Raw genomic sequence first — 14,047 nt, 5'->3', positions numbered from 1 at the left:
ACACCCGACTATTCGTCGGACGACACGGCAGCGCCGCGGCGTGCCTGGAGCGTCGAATACTTGATGCCACGCTGAGCGGCGACGTCCTTCGGGTGAAGCTGGTGCTTCAGGGCGTCGAACGTGGCGCGAACCATGTTGTACGGATTCGAGGAACCCATCGACTTGGCGACGACGTCATGCATGCCGAGCGTCTCGAAGACGGCGCGCATCGGGCCACCCGCGATGATGCCCGTACCGGCCTTGGCGGTGCGCAGCAGAACCTTGCCGGCGCCATGGCGGCCATGGACGTCGTGGTGGAGCGTGCGACCGTCGCGCAGCGGCACGAAGATCATCTCGCGCTTGGCACTCTCGGTCGCCTTGCGGATGGCCTCCGGCACTTCGCGTGCCTTGCCGTGTCCGAAGCCGACGCGGCCCTTCTGGTCGCCGACGACGACGAGCGCGGCGAAGCCGAAGCGACGACCACCCTTCACCACCTTGGCGACGCGGTTGATGTGTACGAGCTTGTCGACGAAGCCGTCGTCGCGCTCTTCGCGATCGCGTCCGCGACCACCTTCCCTACGATCCTGTGCCATATCCTGTCCTTATTCTTTTCCGGAAGCACGGGTTGCAAAAAGGACGAGGGCGGGAAACCCGCCCTGCCCCGGTTTAGAAGTTCAGGCCGCCTTCTCGGGCTGCCTCGGCCAGAGCCTTGACGCGGCCGTGGTAGAGGAAACGTCCACGGTCGAAGACGACTTCCTTGACGCCGGCCTTGACGGCACGCTCGGCTACCAGCTTGCCGACGGCGGCAGCAGCGGCGGAGTCGGCGCCGGTCTTGAGCGAACCCTTGAGATCCTTCTCGAGCGTCGAAGCCGAGGCAATGGTGTTGCCGTTGGTGTCGTCGATCACCTGAACGTAGATGTTCTTCGAGGTGCGGTGAACCGAAAGACGCGGACGGTCACCAGCGACCTTCTTGATCTGCTTGCGAACGCGAAAAGCACGGCGCGCTGCCGAATTATTTGCCATGATAATATCCCTGCCTTGGAAAACGGGGCCGGCCATATGCGGTAGGCTGACATGCCTCCCGCGACCGCACCCCGTGGCGTTACGTTCTTACTTCTTCTTGCCTTCCTTGCGCACGATGCGCTCGTTGGCATAGCGGACACCCTTGCCCTTGTAGGGCTCCGGCGGCCTGTATTCACGGATTTCGGCTGCTACCTGACCGACCTGCTGCTTGTCAATGCCCGACACGACGATCTCGGTCGGCTTGGGCACCTGGATCGTGATGCCTTCCGGCGTCTGGTAGACGACGTCATGGCTGAAACCGAGCGCGAGCTGCAGGTTCTTTCCCTGCAGAGCGGCACGGTAACCAACGCCCGTGATTTCGAGGCGACGCTCGAAACCCTTGGACACGCCGTTCAGGATGTTCTCGATCTGGGTGCGCGACATTCCCCACTTGGAACGCGCGTCCTTGGATTCATCCTTGGGAGAGACCGAAATCTGGCCTTCTTCCATCTTGATCAGCACTTCGTCGTTGACGACGAACTTCAGTTCGCCTTTCGGACCTTTGGCGGTGACGGTACGACCGTCGACCGACGCGGTCACGCCCTGCGGGAGCGAGAGCGGCTTCTTGCCAATACGAGACATTTCGTTGTCCTCGTCTTCTATTTCGTTTCGAACGCCGATCAGAAGATCTGGCAGAGAATCTCGCCGCCGACATTCTCTTCACGGGCCTGGTGGTCCGCCATGACGCCCTTCGGCGTGGAGAGAATGGCAATGCCGAGTCCGTTCGCGACATGCGGGATGGATTTGACGGAGACGTACACACGACGGCCCGGCTTGGAAACGCGCGCGATTTCGCGGATCACCGGCTGGCCTTCGTAGTACTTCAGCTCGATCTCGATTTCCGACTTGCCGTTGTCGTAGTCGACCTGGCTGTAGTCGCGGATGTAGCCTTCCGACTTCAGGACGTCGAGAACGCGGGCGCGCAGGCGCGAGGCGGGCGTCGAGACCTTGGTCTTCTTGCGGCCGTAGGCGTTGCGGATGCGGGTCAGCATATCGCCGAGAGGATCACTCATGGACATGAAACAAATCCTCCTTACCAGCTGGACTTGACGAGGCCGGGGATCAGGCCGTTGTTGCCGAGTTCGCGCAGCGCAATACGGCTCATCTTGAGCTTGCGATAGTAGGCGCGCGGACGGCCGGTGACTTCGCAACGATTGCGAACGCGGGTCTTCGACGAGTTGCGCGGGAGTGCCGCGAGTTCAAGCTGCGCACGAAAACGCTCGTCCATCGGAAGCTTCTGATCCATGATCGTCGCCTTCAGCTCGGCACGCTTGTTGGCATAACGCTTCACAAGCTTGGCGCGCTTCTGGTTCTTCTCGACTGAGCTGGTCTTTGCCATTTCAGATTGTCCTTTATTCGCTGCCGTTACTGGCGGAACGGGAAGTTGAAGGCCTTGAGCAATGCCCGTGCCTCGTCATCCGTTGCGGCAGTCGTACAAACGATGATGTCCATTCCCCAGATCTGGTCGACCTTGTCGTAATTGATCTCGGGGAACACGATGTGCTCCTTGATGCCCATGGCGAAGTTGCCACGGCCGTCGAAGCTCTTCGGGTTCAAGCCCCGAAAGTCGCGAACGCGCGGAAGTGCGATCGTCACCAGACGGTCGACGAAGTCGAACATGCGGTCCTGGCGAAGGGTGACCTTCGTACCGATCGGCATGTCCTCGCGCACCTTGAAGCCGGCGATCGAGTTGCGGGCACGCGTGATGACCGGCTTCTGACCGGCGATCAGCGCGAGATCCTCGGCGGCAACGGCGGGCTTCTTGGAGTCGCCCGTCGCTTCGCCGACGCCCATGTTGATGACCACCTTGTCGAGACGGGGGATCATCATCTCGTTGGCGTAGTTGAACTCTTCCTGGAGCGCCTTGCGGATCGTCTCGTTGTAGAGCTTTTTGAGCCGCGGCTCATACTTGGCGTCAGCCATTGATCACTTCTCCGGAGCGCTTGGCGATGCGGACCTTCTTGCCGTCGCGGAACTCGAAACCGACGCGGGTCGGCTTTGAGTCCTTGGGGTCGGCGATCGCGATGTTCGACAGATGGAGGGGGGCTTCCTTGCGGATGATCCCGCCTTCCTGCGAAGCGGACTGCTTCTGGTGGCGCGCGATCATGTTGATGCCGCGGACGACAGCCTTGTCTTCCTTCGGCATCACCTGCACGACTTCACCTGTACGGCCCTTGTCCTTGCCGGCCAGGATGACGACCTTGTCGCCTTTACGAATCTTCTGCATTTCCCGGCCCCTTAAAGCACTTCCGGTGCAAGCGAGATGATCTTCATGTGGTTCTTCGCGCGCAATTCGCGCGGAACGGGACCGAAGATACGCGTGCCCACCGGCTCTTTCTTGTTGTCGACGAGAACGGCTGCGTTCTTGTCGAAACGGATCACGCTGCCGTCTGGACGACGGATGTCCTTGGCCGTGCGAACCACGACCGCCTTCATCACATCACCCTTCTTAACGCGGCCGCGCGGAATGGCTTCCTTGACCGAGACGACGATGATGTCGCCCACGGAAGCGTATTTCCGCTTCGAGCCGCCCAGCACCTTGATGCACATGACACGACGTGCGCCGGAATTATCCGCCACGTCGAGGTTTGTTTGCATCTGAATCATGACTGGCCGCCTTCTGATTATACGGAGAGCGGCACATATACGCCCTCTCCGGCATTAGCAAGTTTTGTTCTTATTCAGCCGTAGCTGCCTGGGTCTGATTTTCGATCACGACCCACTTCTTGTCCTTGGAGATCGGCGCCGACTCCTGAATGAAGACGAAATCACCCACCTTGGCAGTGTTGTTCTCGTCATGCGCCTTGTACCGCTTGGTCTGGCGAACGGTCTTCTTCATCACCGGATGGGTGAAGCGACGCTCGATCTTGACCACGACCGTCTTGTCGTTCTTGTCGGAGACGACCGTGCCCTGCATGATGCGCTTTGGCATATTCTTGTCCTCAAGCCTTCTTGCCGGCAGCCTTCTCGGCCGCGATCGTCTTGATACGCGCGATGTCCCTGCGGACTTCCTTCACGCGTGCGGTTTTCTCGATCTGGCCGGTCGCCTTCTGGAAGCGCAGGTTGAACTGCTCCTTCTTCAGGCTGGCCAGATCGTCATTGAGCTCATCGAGCGTCTTCGCCCGAACATCAGCGGCCTTCATGATCAGCCCTTTCCTATTCTGCGATACGCTGGATAAAGCGCGTGCGCACCGAAAGCTTCGCCGCGCCGAGGCGCAGAGCCTCGCGGGCGATGTCTTCCGAGACGCCGTCGATCTCGAACATGACGCGGCCCGGCTTGACCCGGCACGCCCAGTAATCGACCGAACCCTTGCCCTTACCCATGCGGACTTCGGTCGGCTTCGAGGTCACCGGCACATCCGGGAACACACGGATCCAGACACGGCCCTGACGCTTCATCTGACGCGTGATGGCACGGCGGGCAGCTTCGATCTCACGGGCGGTGACCCGGTTCGGCTCAAGCGCCTTCAGACCGAACCCGCCGAAATTCAAGTCCGTTCCGCCCTTCGCGGTACCGTGGATACGGCCCTTGAACTGCTTGCGGAACTTCGTGCGCTTTGGCTGCAGCATTCTAATTCTCCAAAACTATCTTGCCATTCAGGCGTTTTCGCGACGGCGACCGGAGCCACCTTGCGAATCGCCCTCGATGGCGCGGCGTTCCGAAGCCATCGGGTCATGCTCCAGGATCTCGCCCTTGAACACCCAGACCTTGACGCCGCAGATCCCATAGGCGGTCTGCGCTTCGGCCGTGCCGTAATCGACGTCGGCGCGCAGCGTATGCAGCGGCACGCGGCCTTCACGGTACCATTCCATGCGCGCGATTTCCGCACCGCCCAGACGACCCGAGCAGTTGATACGGATGCCCTCGGCGCCCAGACGCATCGCCGACTGAACGGCACGCTTCATGGCGCGGCGGAACGCGACGCGGCGCTCAAGCTGCTGCGCGATCGACTGCGCGACCAGCTTGGCGTCAATCTCGGGCTTGCGAACCTCGACGATGTTGAGGTGCGTCTCGGACTTCGTCATCTCGGTCAGCTTCTTGCGAAGCTTCTCGATGTCGGCGCCCTTCTTGCCGATGATCAGACCCGGACGGGCCGCATGGATTGTCACGCGGCACTTCTTGTGCGGACGCTCGATCACGATCTTGGAGACCGCAGCCTGCTTCAATTCCTTCTCCAGATAGGAGCGGATCTTGAGGTCTTCGTGGAGCAGCTTGCCGTACTCGCCGGTATTCGCGTACCAACGCGAATCCCAGGTGCGGTTGATGCCGAGACGGAAGCCAACCGGATTGATTTTCTGACCCATTATGCGGCCTCCACTTCTTCAACTTCGCGCACGACGATCGTCAGGTGCGAGAACGGCTTCTCGATGCGCGAGGCACGACCGCGGCCACGAGCGTGGAAACGCTTCATGACGATGGACTTGCCGACATAGGCCTCGGCCACCACCAGAGCATCGACGTCGAGGTCGTGATTGTTCTCGGCGTTCGCAATCGCGGACTGAAGCGTCTTCCTGACGGTTTCCGCGATGCGCTTGCGCGAGAACTCGAGTTCGTTCAGCGCAGTGCCCACCTTCTTGCCGCGGATCAAGGCGGCAACGAGATTGAGCTTCTGAGGGCTGACGCGAATGGTACGCAGAACGGCGCGTGCCTCGTTGTCAGCAAGCCTGCGCGGAGCCTTGGCCTTGCCCATCGTTACTTCCTCTTTGCCTTCTTGTCCGCGCCGTGGCCGTAATAGGTACGGGTGGGCGAAAACTCACCGAATTTCTGGCCGACCATTTCCTCGGTCACGTTGACCGGGATATGCTTTTGACCGTTGTAAACACCGAAGGTGAGGCCGACAAACTGCGGCAGGATGGTGGAGCGACGGCTCCACATCTTGATCACCTCGTTGCGACCGCCTTCGCGAACCTTATCTGCCTTCTTGAGCAGATAACCGTCGACGAACGGGCCTTTCCAAACTGAACGGGTCACGTTGACACCCTTTCCTTAGCTCTTGCGCGCGTGGCGCGAGCGCATGATGAACTTGTCGGTCGATTTGTTGGACCGCGTCTTCTTGCCCTTGGTAGGCTTGCCCCAGGGCGTGACCGGATGACGGCCACCGGACGTGCGTCCTTCACCACCACCATGCGGGTGATCGACCGGGTTCATGGCGACGCCGCGAACATGCGGACGCTTGCCCAGCCAGCGCGAACGGCCGGCCTTGCCCAGGTTGATGTTGCCGTGGTCCGGGTTCGAGACTGCACCGACAGTCGCTATGCACGAGCCGTGAACGAGGCGCTGCTCGCCCGAGTTCAGGCGCAGGATCGCCATGCCCTGGTCGCGGCCGACCAACTGAGCGTAGGAACCGGCGGACCGTGCGACCTGACCACCCTTGCCCGGCTTCAGCTCGACATTATGGACGATCGTACCGACCGGCATCGAGCCAAGCGGCATCGCGTTGCCCGGCTTCACGTCGATCGCCTTCTCGCCGGCAATGACCTTGTCGCCGACAGCAAGACGCTGCGGTGCCAGGATATAGGCCAGTTCGCCGTCCTCGTACTTCAAAAGCGCGATGAAGGCTGTGCGGTTCGGATCGTATTCGATACGCTCGACCGTCGCCGACACGTCGAACTTGCGACGTTTGAAGTCGATGATGCGGTAGGTGCGCTTGTGACCGCCGCCCTGATACCGCGCGGTGACGCGACCGGCATTGTTGCGGCCGCCGGCCGACTTCAGACCTTCGGTCAGTCCCTTGACGGGCTTGCCCTTGTAAAGGCCCGAGCGGTCGACGATGACCAACTGGCGGGTACCTGGCGTTACCGGATTGAATTTCTTGAGTGCCATTGTTCTATGTCCTTCCGGTCGCTCAGAGGCCCGTCGAGACGTCGATCGACTGGCCGTCGGCCAGGGTCACGACAGCCTTCTTGACGTCGCTCGTACGGCCGATGGTGCCGCGGAACCGCTTCACCTTGCCCTTGCGGACGAGCGTGTTGACGCCGGTGACCTTGACCCCGAACAGCGCCTCGACAGCGGCCTTGATCTCGGGCTTCGTCGCCTTGCGGGCAACGTTGAAGACCACCTGGTTGAATTCGGAAGCCATGGTCGACTTCTCGGTGATCGCCGGCGAGACGATCACGTCGTAGTGGCGAAGATCCGTCATTTGAACCGCTCCTCGAGGGCTTCGATAGCCGCCTTGGAAAGCACCAGCTTGCCGCGACGAAGGATGTCGTAGACGTTGATGCCCTGCACCGGCAGTACGTCGATATTGGCGATGTTGGCAGCGGCGCGCTTGAAGTTCTGGTCGAGTTCAGCGCCGCCGATGACGAGCGCATTGGTCAGACCGAGCTTCACGAAGTTCGCCGCTATCGCCTTGGTCTTGGCATCCGATGCGACCAGATCGTCGATGACGATGAGGTCCGACGCCTTGGCCTTGGCTGAAAGAGCGTGCTTCAGGCCGAGCGCACGAAGCTTCTTGGGAAGATCGTGGGCGTGGCTGCGAACGACCGGGCCGTGGGCCTTGCCGCCGCCGCGGAACTGCGGAGCGCGAGCCGACGAGTGACGAGCGCGGCCCGTACCCTTCTGCTTGTACATCTTGGCGCCGGTGCGCGCGATTTCCGCACGGCCCTTGGTCTTGTGCGTGCCCTGCTGCTTCTTGGCAAGCTGCCAGCGCACGACGCGCTGAAGGATGTCCTCGCGGGGCTCGAGACCGAAGATCTCGTCGGAGAGCTTCAGCTTGCCGGCCTCGTCGCCGGAGAGCGTGGTGACTTTAAGATCCATCATTCGGCTCCTTCGGCAGCCGGGGCAGTCTCGCCCTTGGAGGCTTCGCTTTTGCTGGCGGCACGGATCGCGGCCGGCTTCGGCGCATTGTCGGGTGCCGGCGACTTAACGGCGTCGCGAACGACGATCCAGGCACCCTTGGAGCCGGGAACGGCGCCGCGGATGAGGATCAGACCGCGATCAAGATCGGTCGAAACGATTTCGAGGTTCTGGGTCGTCACGCGGGTCGCGCCCATGTGGCCGGCCATCTTCTTGCCCTTGAAGACCTTGCCCGGATCCTGACGCTGACCGGTCGAACCGTGCGAGCGGTGCGAGACCGAGTTACCGTGGGATGCACGACCGCCACCGAAATTGTAGCGCTTCATGACACCCTGGAAGCCCTTGCCGACCGACGTGCCCGTCACATCGACCTTCTGGCCGGCGACGAAATGCTCGGCGGTGATTTCTGCACCGATGTCGAGCATGTTGTCTTCGGAGACGCGGAACTCGGCGAGCTGCGACTTCGGCTCGACGCTGGCGGCGGCGAAATGACCACGCATGGCCTTCGACGTGTTCTTGACCTTGGCAAGGCCAACGCCGAGCTGCACTGCCGTGTAGCCGTTCTTTTCCTGGGTGCGCTGGGCGACGACCTGGCAGTTCTCCATGCGGAGAACCGTCACCGGCACATGCTCGCCTGCGTCGTTGTAGACGCGCGTCATCCCGACTTTCTGTGCAATAACACCTGAACGCATTTTCTCGTTCTTCCTTCAGAGGAACCTTAGGAGCTTTCGCCCGGTCGGTTCGTGTCTTGGCTCTTTAGAGCTTGATCTCGACGTCGACACCGGCGGCAAGATCGAGCTTCATCAGCGCGTCGACCGTCTGCGGGGTCGGGTCGACGATGTCGAGAAGACGCTTATGTGTGCGCATCTCGAACTGCTCGCGGCTCTTCTTGTCGATGTGCGGCGAGCGGTTGACCGTGAACTTCTCGATACGGGTCGGCAGCGGAATGGGGCCACGGACGTTCGCGCCGGTGCGTTTTGCGGTCGACACGATTTCACGCGTCGAGGCATCCAGCACACGGTGGTCAAACGCCTTGAGGCGGATGCGGATGTTCTGTCCGTTCATGCGTTTCTTCCTTCAAGTCTTTCGCGGCGCGGGGCTTGCCCGCGCCCGCGACAGACCGTTTCCTGTTATTCCGTGATGCTTGCGACGATGCCGGCGCCGACGGTGCGGCCGCCTTCGCGGATGGCGAAGCGCAGCTTTTCTTCCATCGCGATCGGAACGATCAGTTCCACGTCGACCGTGATGTTGTCGCCCGGCATCACCATTTCCGTGCCTTCCGGCAGCGTCACGATGCCCGTCACGTCCGTCGTGCGGAAGTAGAACTGCGGACGGTAGTTCGTGAAGAACGGCGTGTGACGGCCACCCTCTTCCTTCGTCAGGATGTAGGCTTCGGCCACGAACTTCTTGTGCGGCTTCACCGAACCCGGCTTGCACAGAACCTGACCGCGCTCGACGCCTTCACGGTCCACACCGCGGATCAGCGCACCGATATTGTCGCCCGCCTGGCCCTGGTCGAGCAGCTTGCGGAACATCTCGACGCCCGTCACCGTCGTCTTCTTGGTGTCGCGGATGCCGACGATCTCGACTTCCTCGCCGACCTTGACGATGCCGCGCTCGACGCGGCCGGTCACCACCGTGCCACGGCCCGAGATCGAGAACACGTCCTCGATCGGCATCAGGAACGGCTGGTCGATCGGACGCTCCGGCGTCGGGATGTAGGCGTCGACCTCGGCCATCAGCTTGCGGATCGCGTCTTCGCCGATCGCCTTGTTGGAATCTTCCAGAGCCGCCAGCGCCGAACCCTTGACGATCGGAATGTCGTCACCCGGGAAGTCGTACATCGACAGAAGCTCGCGCACTTCCAGTTCGACCAGTTCGAGCAGTTCCTCGTCGTCGACCTGGTCGACCTTGTTCAGGAACACCACCACAGCCGGAACGCCAACCTGGCGGGCGAGCAGGATGTGCTCGCGGGTCTGCGGCATCGGGCCGTCAGCGGCCGAACACACCAGGATCGCGCCGTCCATCTGCGCCGCACCGGTGATCATGTTCTTCACATAGTCGGCGTGGCCGGGGCAGTCGACATGCGCGTAGTGACGGTTTTCCGTCTCGTATTCCACATGCGCCGTCGAGATCGTGATGCCGCGTGCCTTCTCTTCCGGCGCCGCGTCGATCTGGTCATACGCGCGGAACTCACCGAAGTACTTCGTGATCGCAGCCGTCAGCGACGTCTTGCCATGGTCAACATGGCCAATCGTGCCAATGTTCACATGCGGCTTGTTACGCTCAAATTTACCCTTCGCCATGTGAATTCTCCATTCCTTGTTGGCCTTGTCAGGCTTTGTGTTCGTTTATGCGAAGCCCGACAGGCGCTTACGCGTATTTCTTCTGGATTTCCTGAGCGACGGCCTGCGGGACCGGCTCGTAATGGTCGAATTGCATCGTGTACTGGGCGCGGCCCTGCGACATCGAACGCAGCGTATCGACATACTTGAACATGTTCGCCAGCGGCACCATCGCGTTGATCACGACTGCGACGCCGCGTGCTTCCTGGCCCTGAATCTGGCCACGGCGGCCATTCAGATCGCCAATGACCGAGCCGACATAGTCTTCCGGCGTCACGACCTCGACCTTCATGATCGGCTCCAGAAGCTGTGCACCAGCCTTCTGGGCGCCTTCACGGAAGGCCGCGCGGGACGCGATTTCGAACGCCAGTACCGAGGAGTCGACATCGTGGAAGGCACCGTCGATCAGCGTCGCCTTGACGCCGAGCATCGGGAAGCCTGCCAGCGGACCGGAGGACAGGACGCTCTGGATGCCCTTCTGGACGCCCGGAATGTACTCCTTCGGAACCGCGCCGCCGACGATCTTGGACTCGAACACGAACTCTTCCGTTTCCGGATTCGGTTCGAAGACGAGCTTGACGCGGGCGAACTGGCCGGTGCCGCCGGTCTGCTTCTTGTGCGTGTAGTCCACCTCGGCGAGACGGGTGATCGTCTCGCGATAGGCCACCTGCGGTGCACCGACATTCGCCTCGACCTTGAACTCGCGCTTCATGCGATCGACGAGGATGTCGAGATGAAGCTCGCCCATGCCGGCGATGATCGTCTGGCCGCTTTCCTCGTCCGTCTTGACGCGGAAGGACGGATCCTCGGCGGCAAGGCGGTTGAGCGCGAGGCCCATCTTTTCCTGGTCGCCCTTGGTCTTCGGCTCGATCGCGATCTGGATGACCGGATCGGGGAATTCCATCCGCTCAAGAATGACCGGCTTCAGCGGATCGCAAAGCGTGTCGCCAGTCGTCGTGTCCTTGAGGCCGGCAAGCGCGACGATGTCGCCCGCAAACGCTTCTTCGATGTCCGAACGCGAGTTCGAGTGCATCTGAAGCATGCGGCCAATGCGCTCCTTCTTCTCCTTCACGGTGTTCTCGAGCGAAACGCCCTTCTTGAGAACGCCGGAATAGATACGGCAGAAGGTAAGCGAACCGACGAACGGATCGTTCATGATCTTGAAGGCGAGCATCGAAAGCGGCTCGTCATCCGAAGAGTGACGCGCGATCTCTGCTTCGGTCTTCGGGTCGATGCCCTTGATCGCTGGCACTTCGACCGGCGACGGCAGGAAGTCGACAACGCCGTGAAGCAGCGGCTGGACGCCCTTGTTCTTGAAGGCGGAACCGCAGAACATCGGGAAGAACTTGACTTCGATCGTGCCCTTGCGGATCAGCGCGCGCAACTCGTCGTTGGACGGCATCACGCCTTCGAGGTAACGTTCCAGAGCGCCCTCGTCCATTTCGACGGCCGTCTCGATCATCTGCTCGCGGAACTCTTCGGCCTTGTCCTTGAGGTCGGCCGGAATTTCCACGACATCCCACTCGGCGCCGAGGTTTTCGGACTTCCAGACAAGCGCCTTCATCTCGATCAGGTCGACGACGCCGGCGAAGTCGTTTTCCGCGCCGATCGGGAGCTGAACGACGACCGGGGTCGCGCCGAGACGGCTCTTGACCATCTCGACCGAGCGGTAGAAGTCCGCACCGATCTTGTCCATCTTGTTGCAGAAGATCATGCGCGGGACATGATACTTGTCAGCCTGACGCCAGACGGTTTCCGTCTGCGGCTCGACACCGGCATTGGCATCCAGAAGGGCAATCGCACCGTCGAGAACGCGCAGCGAACGCTCGACTTCGATCGTGAAGTCGACGTGACCGGGCGTGTCGATGATGTTGAAGCGGCGCTTCTTGCCGTCGCGGCCTTCCCAAAACGTGGTGGTCGCAGCGGACGTGATCGTGATGCCACGCTCCTGCTCCTGCTCCATCCAATCCATGGTGGCAGCACCGTCGTGGACTTCGCCGATCTTGTGCGACTTGCCCGTATAGAACAGGATGCGCTCGGTCGTCGTCGTCTTGCCGGCGTCGATATGCGCCATGATACCGAAATTACGGTAGTCTTCGATCTTATAATCGCGGGCCATGATTGTGCCTTTCCCTGATCGCCGGAATTACCAGCGGTAGTGCGCGAAGGCGCGGTTGGCTTCGGCCATCTTGTGCGTGTCTTCACGCTTCTTGACTGCCGTGCCGCGATTGTTCGAGGCATCCATGAGTTCGCCCGACAGGCGATCGATCATGGTCGTCTCGTTGCGGTTGCGGGCAGCCGTGATCAGCCAGCGGATCGCCAGAGCCTGACGGCGCTCCGGACGGACGTCGACCGGAACCTGATAGGTCGCACCACCGACGCGGCGCGAACGAACCTCGACATGCGGAGCGACATTGTCGAGCGCGGTATGGAACACGCCGACCGGCTCCTGCTTCGTCTTGGACTCGAGCTGCTCCAGCGCGCCATAGACGATGCGCTCGGCAGCGGACTTCTTGCCGTCGAACATGACGGCGTTCATGAACTTGGTGATGATCAGGTCGCCGAACTTCGGGTCCGGGTTGATCTCACGCTTTTCTGCACGGTGGCGTCTGGACATATTATTCGTCTCTCACGATCAGCAGCCGGCGGAATGATCCGCCCGGCCGGAAAACCTTACTTCGGACGCTTGGCGCCGTACTTCGAACGACGCTGCTTGCGGTTCTTGACGCCCTGGGTGTCCAGCACGCCGCGAATGATGTGGTAGCGAACACCGGGAAGATCCTTCACGCGACCGCCGCGGATCATGACCACGGAGTGCTCCTGAAGGTTGTGGCCTTCGCCCGGAATGTAGCCGATCACCTCGAAACCGTTGACGAGACGAATCTTCGCAACCTTGCGCAGCGCCGAGTTCGGCTTCTTCGGCGTCGTCGTGTAGACGCGCGTGCAAACGCCGCGCTTCTGCGGGTTGGCCTGCATGGCCGGAACCTTATTGCGCTTCACCGGCGCAATGCGCGGCTTGCGGATCAGCTGGTTGACGGTAGGCATTAAAACCTTCCTCTTTCTCTCAAACTCGTGTCTCAAGCCCGTCAGGGCGGCCGCCGGCAGCATGTCCATGCACGAATTCGGGCAAATACCGCCTCAACGGTCTTGCCCAACAAACGCAGAGGAAGCATTGCTGCTTCGTGCAGGCCGGAAATGTGTCGTCGCTCGTAGAACGAACCCTGTTTGAGAGGCAAACTTCAAAGCGTGTCGCTTCGAAAAGAAACCCTCACATCGGCTCAGATGACGCGGCTTCTACCGCCAAGCCGGCGGATCGTCAACCCCGCAGCCGCTGAAATAGAGGCAATCTCGGCGTTGGCATGAAGCACCGTAATTATATGTCGCCAAACGCGGTCGAACTTGCCGGAAATTCCGCGCCATTCGAACCGCTTGCGCACCGGCTTCGGGATGCCATATGGAATCGCTCGAACGATGAAACAAGGTCAGCCATGAACGACAACGAAGAGCCCCGCGTCATCATCATTGTCGGCCGCGTGTGGCGCAGCGAGTCGGCGGCGGCCGAAAGAATCAATGTGCTCCTGCGCGCGCCGGACGACGATTCGGCCGTCCGCATGACGCTCGAAGCGCTCAAGCGCGAAGGCTACGGGCGCGCCGAGCTCGATCAGATCGGCGAACTGGAAGGCATGCCCGACGAGGAGCCGCACATGTCCGCCTGGCAGGGGGCGATGGAGGGCGAGATCGCGATCGTCACGATGTAGGCGATCGGACTGCGCTCGCGGTGGAGAACTTTCGGGACGGCAACCGCGCTTGATTGAGTGCGAGGCCTGGGTTCCTGTGACGAGCACAGGAATGACGGACTTCATGA

General features: G+C 61.2%; 24 protein-coding genes. 1 reads left to right on the top strand and 23 read right to left on the bottom strand.

What is annotated here, in order from left to right:
* Window positions 1-8: 8 nt before the first annotated feature.
* The 23 genes from rpsE to rpsL form a co-directional block, all read right to left on the bottom strand.
* The gene (rpsE, locus tag GTW25_RS04420) at window positions 9-572 is read right to left on the bottom strand and encodes a 30S ribosomal protein S5 (RefSeq protein ID WP_252910762.1); all 564 of its coding nucleotides are present in this window, start codon (window positions 570-572) and stop codon (window positions 9-11) included.
* Window positions 573-645: 73 nt separating this feature from the next.
* Entirely contained in the window at window positions 646-1,002 is a 357-nt protein-coding gene (gene rplR / locus GTW25_RS04415) for a 50S ribosomal protein L18 (protein ID WP_252910761.1), read from the bottom strand.
* 87 nt (window positions 1,003-1,089) lie between these two features.
* Window positions 1,090-1,623, bottom strand: coding sequence for a 50S ribosomal protein L6 (rplF, locus tag GTW25_RS04410; protein WP_252910760.1), 534 nt, complete (start codon window positions 1,621-1,623; stop codon window positions 1,090-1,092).
* Window positions 1,624-1,661: 38 nt separating this feature from the next.
* A complete protein-coding gene (gene rpsH, locus GTW25_RS04405) occupies window positions 1,662-2,060 on the bottom strand; it encodes a 30S ribosomal protein S8 (protein WP_252910759.1) in 399 nt (132 codons plus the stop codon).
* 14 nt (window positions 2,061-2,074) lie between these two features.
* On the bottom strand, window positions 2,075-2,380 hold the full coding sequence (gene rpsN / locus GTW25_RS04400; protein ID WP_252910758.1) for a 30S ribosomal protein S14: 306 nt from the start codon (window positions 2,378-2,380) through the stop codon (window positions 2,075-2,077).
* A gap of 26 nt (window positions 2,381-2,406) precedes the next feature.
* Window positions 2,407-2,964, bottom strand: coding sequence for a 50S ribosomal protein L5 (gene rplE / locus GTW25_RS04395; protein ID WP_252910757.1), 558 nt, complete (start codon window positions 2,962-2,964; stop codon window positions 2,407-2,409).
* Window positions 2,957-3,268 carry a 50S ribosomal protein L24 gene (rplX, locus tag GTW25_RS04390; RefSeq protein ID WP_252910756.1) on the bottom strand — a complete coding sequence of 104 codons (312 nt, stop codon included), beginning with the start codon at window positions 3,266-3,268 and terminating at the stop codon, window positions 2,957-2,959. The genes rplE and rplX overlap by 8 nt, the downstream gene beginning before the upstream one ends.
* A gap of 11 nt (window positions 3,269-3,279) precedes the next feature.
* On the bottom strand, window positions 3,280-3,648 hold the full coding sequence (gene rplN, locus GTW25_RS04385) for a 50S ribosomal protein L14 (RefSeq protein WP_024585433.1): 369 nt from the start codon (window positions 3,646-3,648) through the stop codon (window positions 3,280-3,282).
* A 70-nt stretch (window positions 3,649-3,718) separates the two neighbouring features.
* Entirely contained in the window at window positions 3,719-3,973 is a 255-nt protein-coding gene (gene rpsQ, locus GTW25_RS04380; RefSeq protein ID WP_252910755.1) for a 30S ribosomal protein S17, read from the bottom strand.
* A gap of 10 nt (window positions 3,974-3,983) precedes the next feature.
* Complete coding sequence (gene rpmC / locus GTW25_RS04375) at window positions 3,984-4,184, bottom strand: 50S ribosomal protein L29 (protein WP_252910754.1); 201 nt, start codon at window positions 4,182-4,184, stop codon at window positions 3,984-3,986.
* A 13-nt stretch (window positions 4,185-4,197) separates the two neighbouring features.
* The gene (gene rplP, locus GTW25_RS04370) at window positions 4,198-4,611 is read right to left on the bottom strand and encodes a 50S ribosomal protein L16 (protein WP_252910753.1); all 414 of its coding nucleotides are present in this window, start codon (window positions 4,609-4,611) and stop codon (window positions 4,198-4,200) included.
* A gap of 27 nt (window positions 4,612-4,638) precedes the next feature.
* Window positions 4,639-5,346, bottom strand: a complete 708-nt coding sequence (rpsC, locus tag GTW25_RS04365; protein ID WP_252910752.1) for a 30S ribosomal protein S3 — start codon at window positions 5,344-5,346, stop codon at window positions 4,639-4,641.
* Entirely contained in the window at window positions 5,346-5,732 is a 387-nt protein-coding gene (gene rplV / locus GTW25_RS04360) for a 50S ribosomal protein L22 (RefSeq protein WP_252910751.1), read from the bottom strand. The genes rpsC and rplV overlap by 1 nt, the downstream gene beginning before the upstream one ends.
* Before the next feature lie 2 nt (window positions 5,733-5,734).
* The gene (gene rpsS, locus GTW25_RS04355; protein WP_252910750.1) at window positions 5,735-6,013 is read right to left on the bottom strand and encodes a 30S ribosomal protein S19; all 279 of its coding nucleotides are present in this window, start codon (window positions 6,011-6,013) and stop codon (window positions 5,735-5,737) included.
* A gap of 15 nt (window positions 6,014-6,028) precedes the next feature.
* On the bottom strand, window positions 6,029-6,865 hold the full coding sequence (gene rplB, locus GTW25_RS04350; RefSeq protein WP_252910749.1) for a 50S ribosomal protein L2: 837 nt from the start codon (window positions 6,863-6,865) through the stop codon (window positions 6,029-6,031).
* A 22-nt stretch (window positions 6,866-6,887) separates the two neighbouring features.
* Window positions 6,888-7,181: a 50S ribosomal protein L23 gene (locus GTW25_RS04345; protein WP_252910748.1), complete on the bottom strand. Its 294-nt coding sequence runs from the start codon at window positions 7,179-7,181 to the stop codon at window positions 6,888-6,890.
* Window positions 7,178-7,798, bottom strand: a complete 621-nt coding sequence (gene rplD / locus GTW25_RS04340; RefSeq protein WP_252910747.1) for a 50S ribosomal protein L4 — start codon at window positions 7,796-7,798, stop codon at window positions 7,178-7,180. Before rplD ends, GTW25_RS04345 begins: the two co-directional genes overlap by 4 nt.
* On the bottom strand, window positions 7,798-8,529 hold the full coding sequence (gene rplC, locus GTW25_RS04335) for a 50S ribosomal protein L3 (RefSeq protein ID WP_252910746.1): 732 nt from the start codon (window positions 8,527-8,529) through the stop codon (window positions 7,798-7,800). Before rplC ends, rplD begins: the two co-directional genes overlap by 1 nt.
* A gap of 64 nt (window positions 8,530-8,593) precedes the next feature.
* Entirely contained in the window at window positions 8,594-8,902 is a 309-nt protein-coding gene (rpsJ, locus tag GTW25_RS04330) for a 30S ribosomal protein S10 (RefSeq protein ID WP_007066362.1), read from the bottom strand.
* 65 nt (window positions 8,903-8,967) lie between these two features.
* Window positions 8,968-10,143, bottom strand: a complete 1,176-nt coding sequence (tuf, locus tag GTW25_RS04325; protein ID WP_252910745.1) for an elongation factor Tu — start codon at window positions 10,141-10,143, stop codon at window positions 8,968-8,970.
* A gap of 67 nt (window positions 10,144-10,210) precedes the next feature.
* A complete protein-coding gene (fusA, locus tag GTW25_RS04320; RefSeq protein WP_252910744.1) occupies window positions 10,211-12,301 on the bottom strand; it encodes an elongation factor G in 2,091 nt (696 codons plus the stop codon).
* A 27-nt stretch (window positions 12,302-12,328) separates the two neighbouring features.
* Entirely contained in the window at window positions 12,329-12,799 is a 471-nt protein-coding gene (gene rpsG / locus GTW25_RS04315; protein ID WP_252910743.1) for a 30S ribosomal protein S7, read from the bottom strand.
* A 56-nt stretch (window positions 12,800-12,855) separates the two neighbouring features.
* On the bottom strand, window positions 12,856-13,227 hold the full coding sequence (rpsL, locus tag GTW25_RS04310; protein ID WP_024585419.1) for a 30S ribosomal protein S12: 372 nt from the start codon (window positions 13,225-13,227) through the stop codon (window positions 12,856-12,858).
* Between the two features lie 443 nt (window positions 13,228-13,670).
* On the opposite strand from rpsL, the gene GTW25_RS04305 reads away from it, so the two are divergent.
* On the top strand, window positions 13,671-13,940 hold the full coding sequence (locus tag GTW25_RS04305; protein ID WP_252910742.1) for a transcriptional regulator: 270 nt from the start codon (window positions 13,671-13,673) through the stop codon (window positions 13,938-13,940).
* Window positions 13,941-14,047: the final 107 nt, after the last annotated feature.

Origin of the sequence: Aliihoeflea aestuarii, assembly GCF_024105665.1 — a bacterium.
Classification (GTDB): domain Bacteria; phylum Pseudomonadota; class Alphaproteobacteria; order Rhizobiales; family Rhizobiaceae; genus Aliihoeflea; species Aliihoeflea aestuarii.
Note: the sequence above shows the minus strand (reverse complement) of the source record. Positions and strands in the feature narration are given on the sequence as shown.

Bases quoted from the DNA above. Each gene is read 5' to 3' on its own strand.
- rpsE (WP_252910762.1), bottom strand. From the start codon at position 572: ATGGCACAGGATCGTAGGGAAGGTGGTCGCGGACGCGATCGCGAAGAG.
- rplR (WP_252910761.1), bottom strand. From the start codon at position 1,002: ATGGCAAATAATTCGGCAGCGCGCCGTGCTTTTCGCGTTCGCAAGCAG.
- rplF (WP_252910760.1), bottom strand. From the start codon at position 1,623: ATGTCTCGTATTGGCAAGAAGCCGCTCTCGCTCCCGCAGGGCGTGACC.
- rpsH (WP_252910759.1), bottom strand. From the start codon at position 2,060: ATGTCCATGAGTGATCCTCTCGGCGATATGCTGACCCGCATCCGCAAC.
- rpsN (WP_252910758.1), bottom strand. From the start codon at position 2,380: ATGGCAAAGACCAGCTCAGTCGAGAAGAACCAGAAGCGCGCCAAGCTT.
- rplE (WP_252910757.1), bottom strand. From the start codon at position 2,964: ATGGCTGACGCCAAGTATGAGCCGCGGCTCAAAAAGCTCTACAACGAG.
- rplX (WP_252910756.1), bottom strand. From the start codon at position 3,268: ATGCAGAAGATTCGTAAAGGCGACAAGGTCGTCATCCTGGCCGGCAAG.
- rplN (WP_024585433.1), bottom strand. From the start codon at position 3,648: ATGATTCAGATGCAAACAAACCTCGACGTGGCGGATAATTCCGGCGCA.
- rpsQ (WP_252910755.1), bottom strand. From the start codon at position 3,973: ATGCCAAAGCGCATCATGCAGGGCACGGTCGTCTCCGACAAGAACGAC.
- rpmC (WP_252910754.1), bottom strand. From the start codon at position 4,184: ATGAAGGCCGCTGATGTTCGGGCGAAGACGCTCGATGAGCTCAATGAC.
- rplP (WP_252910753.1), bottom strand. From the start codon at position 4,611: ATGCTGCAGCCAAAGCGCACGAAGTTCCGCAAGCAGTTCAAGGGCCGT.
- rpsC (WP_252910752.1), bottom strand. From the start codon at position 5,346: ATGGGTCAGAAAATCAATCCGGTTGGCTTCCGTCTCGGCATCAACCGC.
- rplV (WP_252910751.1), bottom strand. From the start codon at position 5,732: ATGGGCAAGGCCAAGGCTCCGCGCAGGCTTGCTGACAACGAGGCACGC.
- rplB (WP_252910749.1), bottom strand. From the start codon at position 6,865: ATGGCACTCAAGAAATTCAATCCGGTAACGCCAGGTACCCGCCAGTTG.
- GTW25_RS04345 (WP_252910748.1), bottom strand. From the start codon at position 7,181: ATGACGGATCTTCGCCACTACGACGTGATCGTCTCGCCGGCGATCACC.
- rplD (WP_252910747.1), bottom strand. From the start codon at position 7,798: ATGGATCTTAAAGTCACCACGCTCTCCGGCGACGAGGCCGGCAAGCTG.
- rplC (WP_252910746.1), bottom strand. From the start codon at position 8,529: ATGCGTTCAGGTGTTATTGCACAGAAAGTCGGGATGACGCGCGTCTAC.
- rpsJ (WP_007066362.1), bottom strand. From the start codon at position 8,902: ATGAACGGACAGAACATCCGCATCCGCCTCAAGGCGTTTGACCACCGT.
- tuf (WP_252910745.1), bottom strand. From the start codon at position 10,143: ATGGCGAAGGGTAAATTTGAGCGTAACAAGCCGCATGTGAACATTGGC.
- fusA (WP_252910744.1), bottom strand. From the start codon at position 12,301: ATGGCCCGCGATTATAAGATCGAAGACTACCGTAATTTCGGTATCATG.
- rpsG (WP_252910743.1), bottom strand. From the start codon at position 12,799: ATGTCCAGACGCCACCGTGCAGAAAAGCGTGAGATCAACCCGGACCCG.
- rpsL (WP_024585419.1), bottom strand. From the start codon at position 13,227: ATGCCTACCGTCAACCAGCTGATCCGCAAGCCGCGCATTGCGCCGGTG.
- GTW25_RS04305 (WP_252910742.1), top strand. From the start codon at position 13,671: ATGAACGACAACGAAGAGCCCCGCGTCATCATCATTGTCGGCCGCGTG.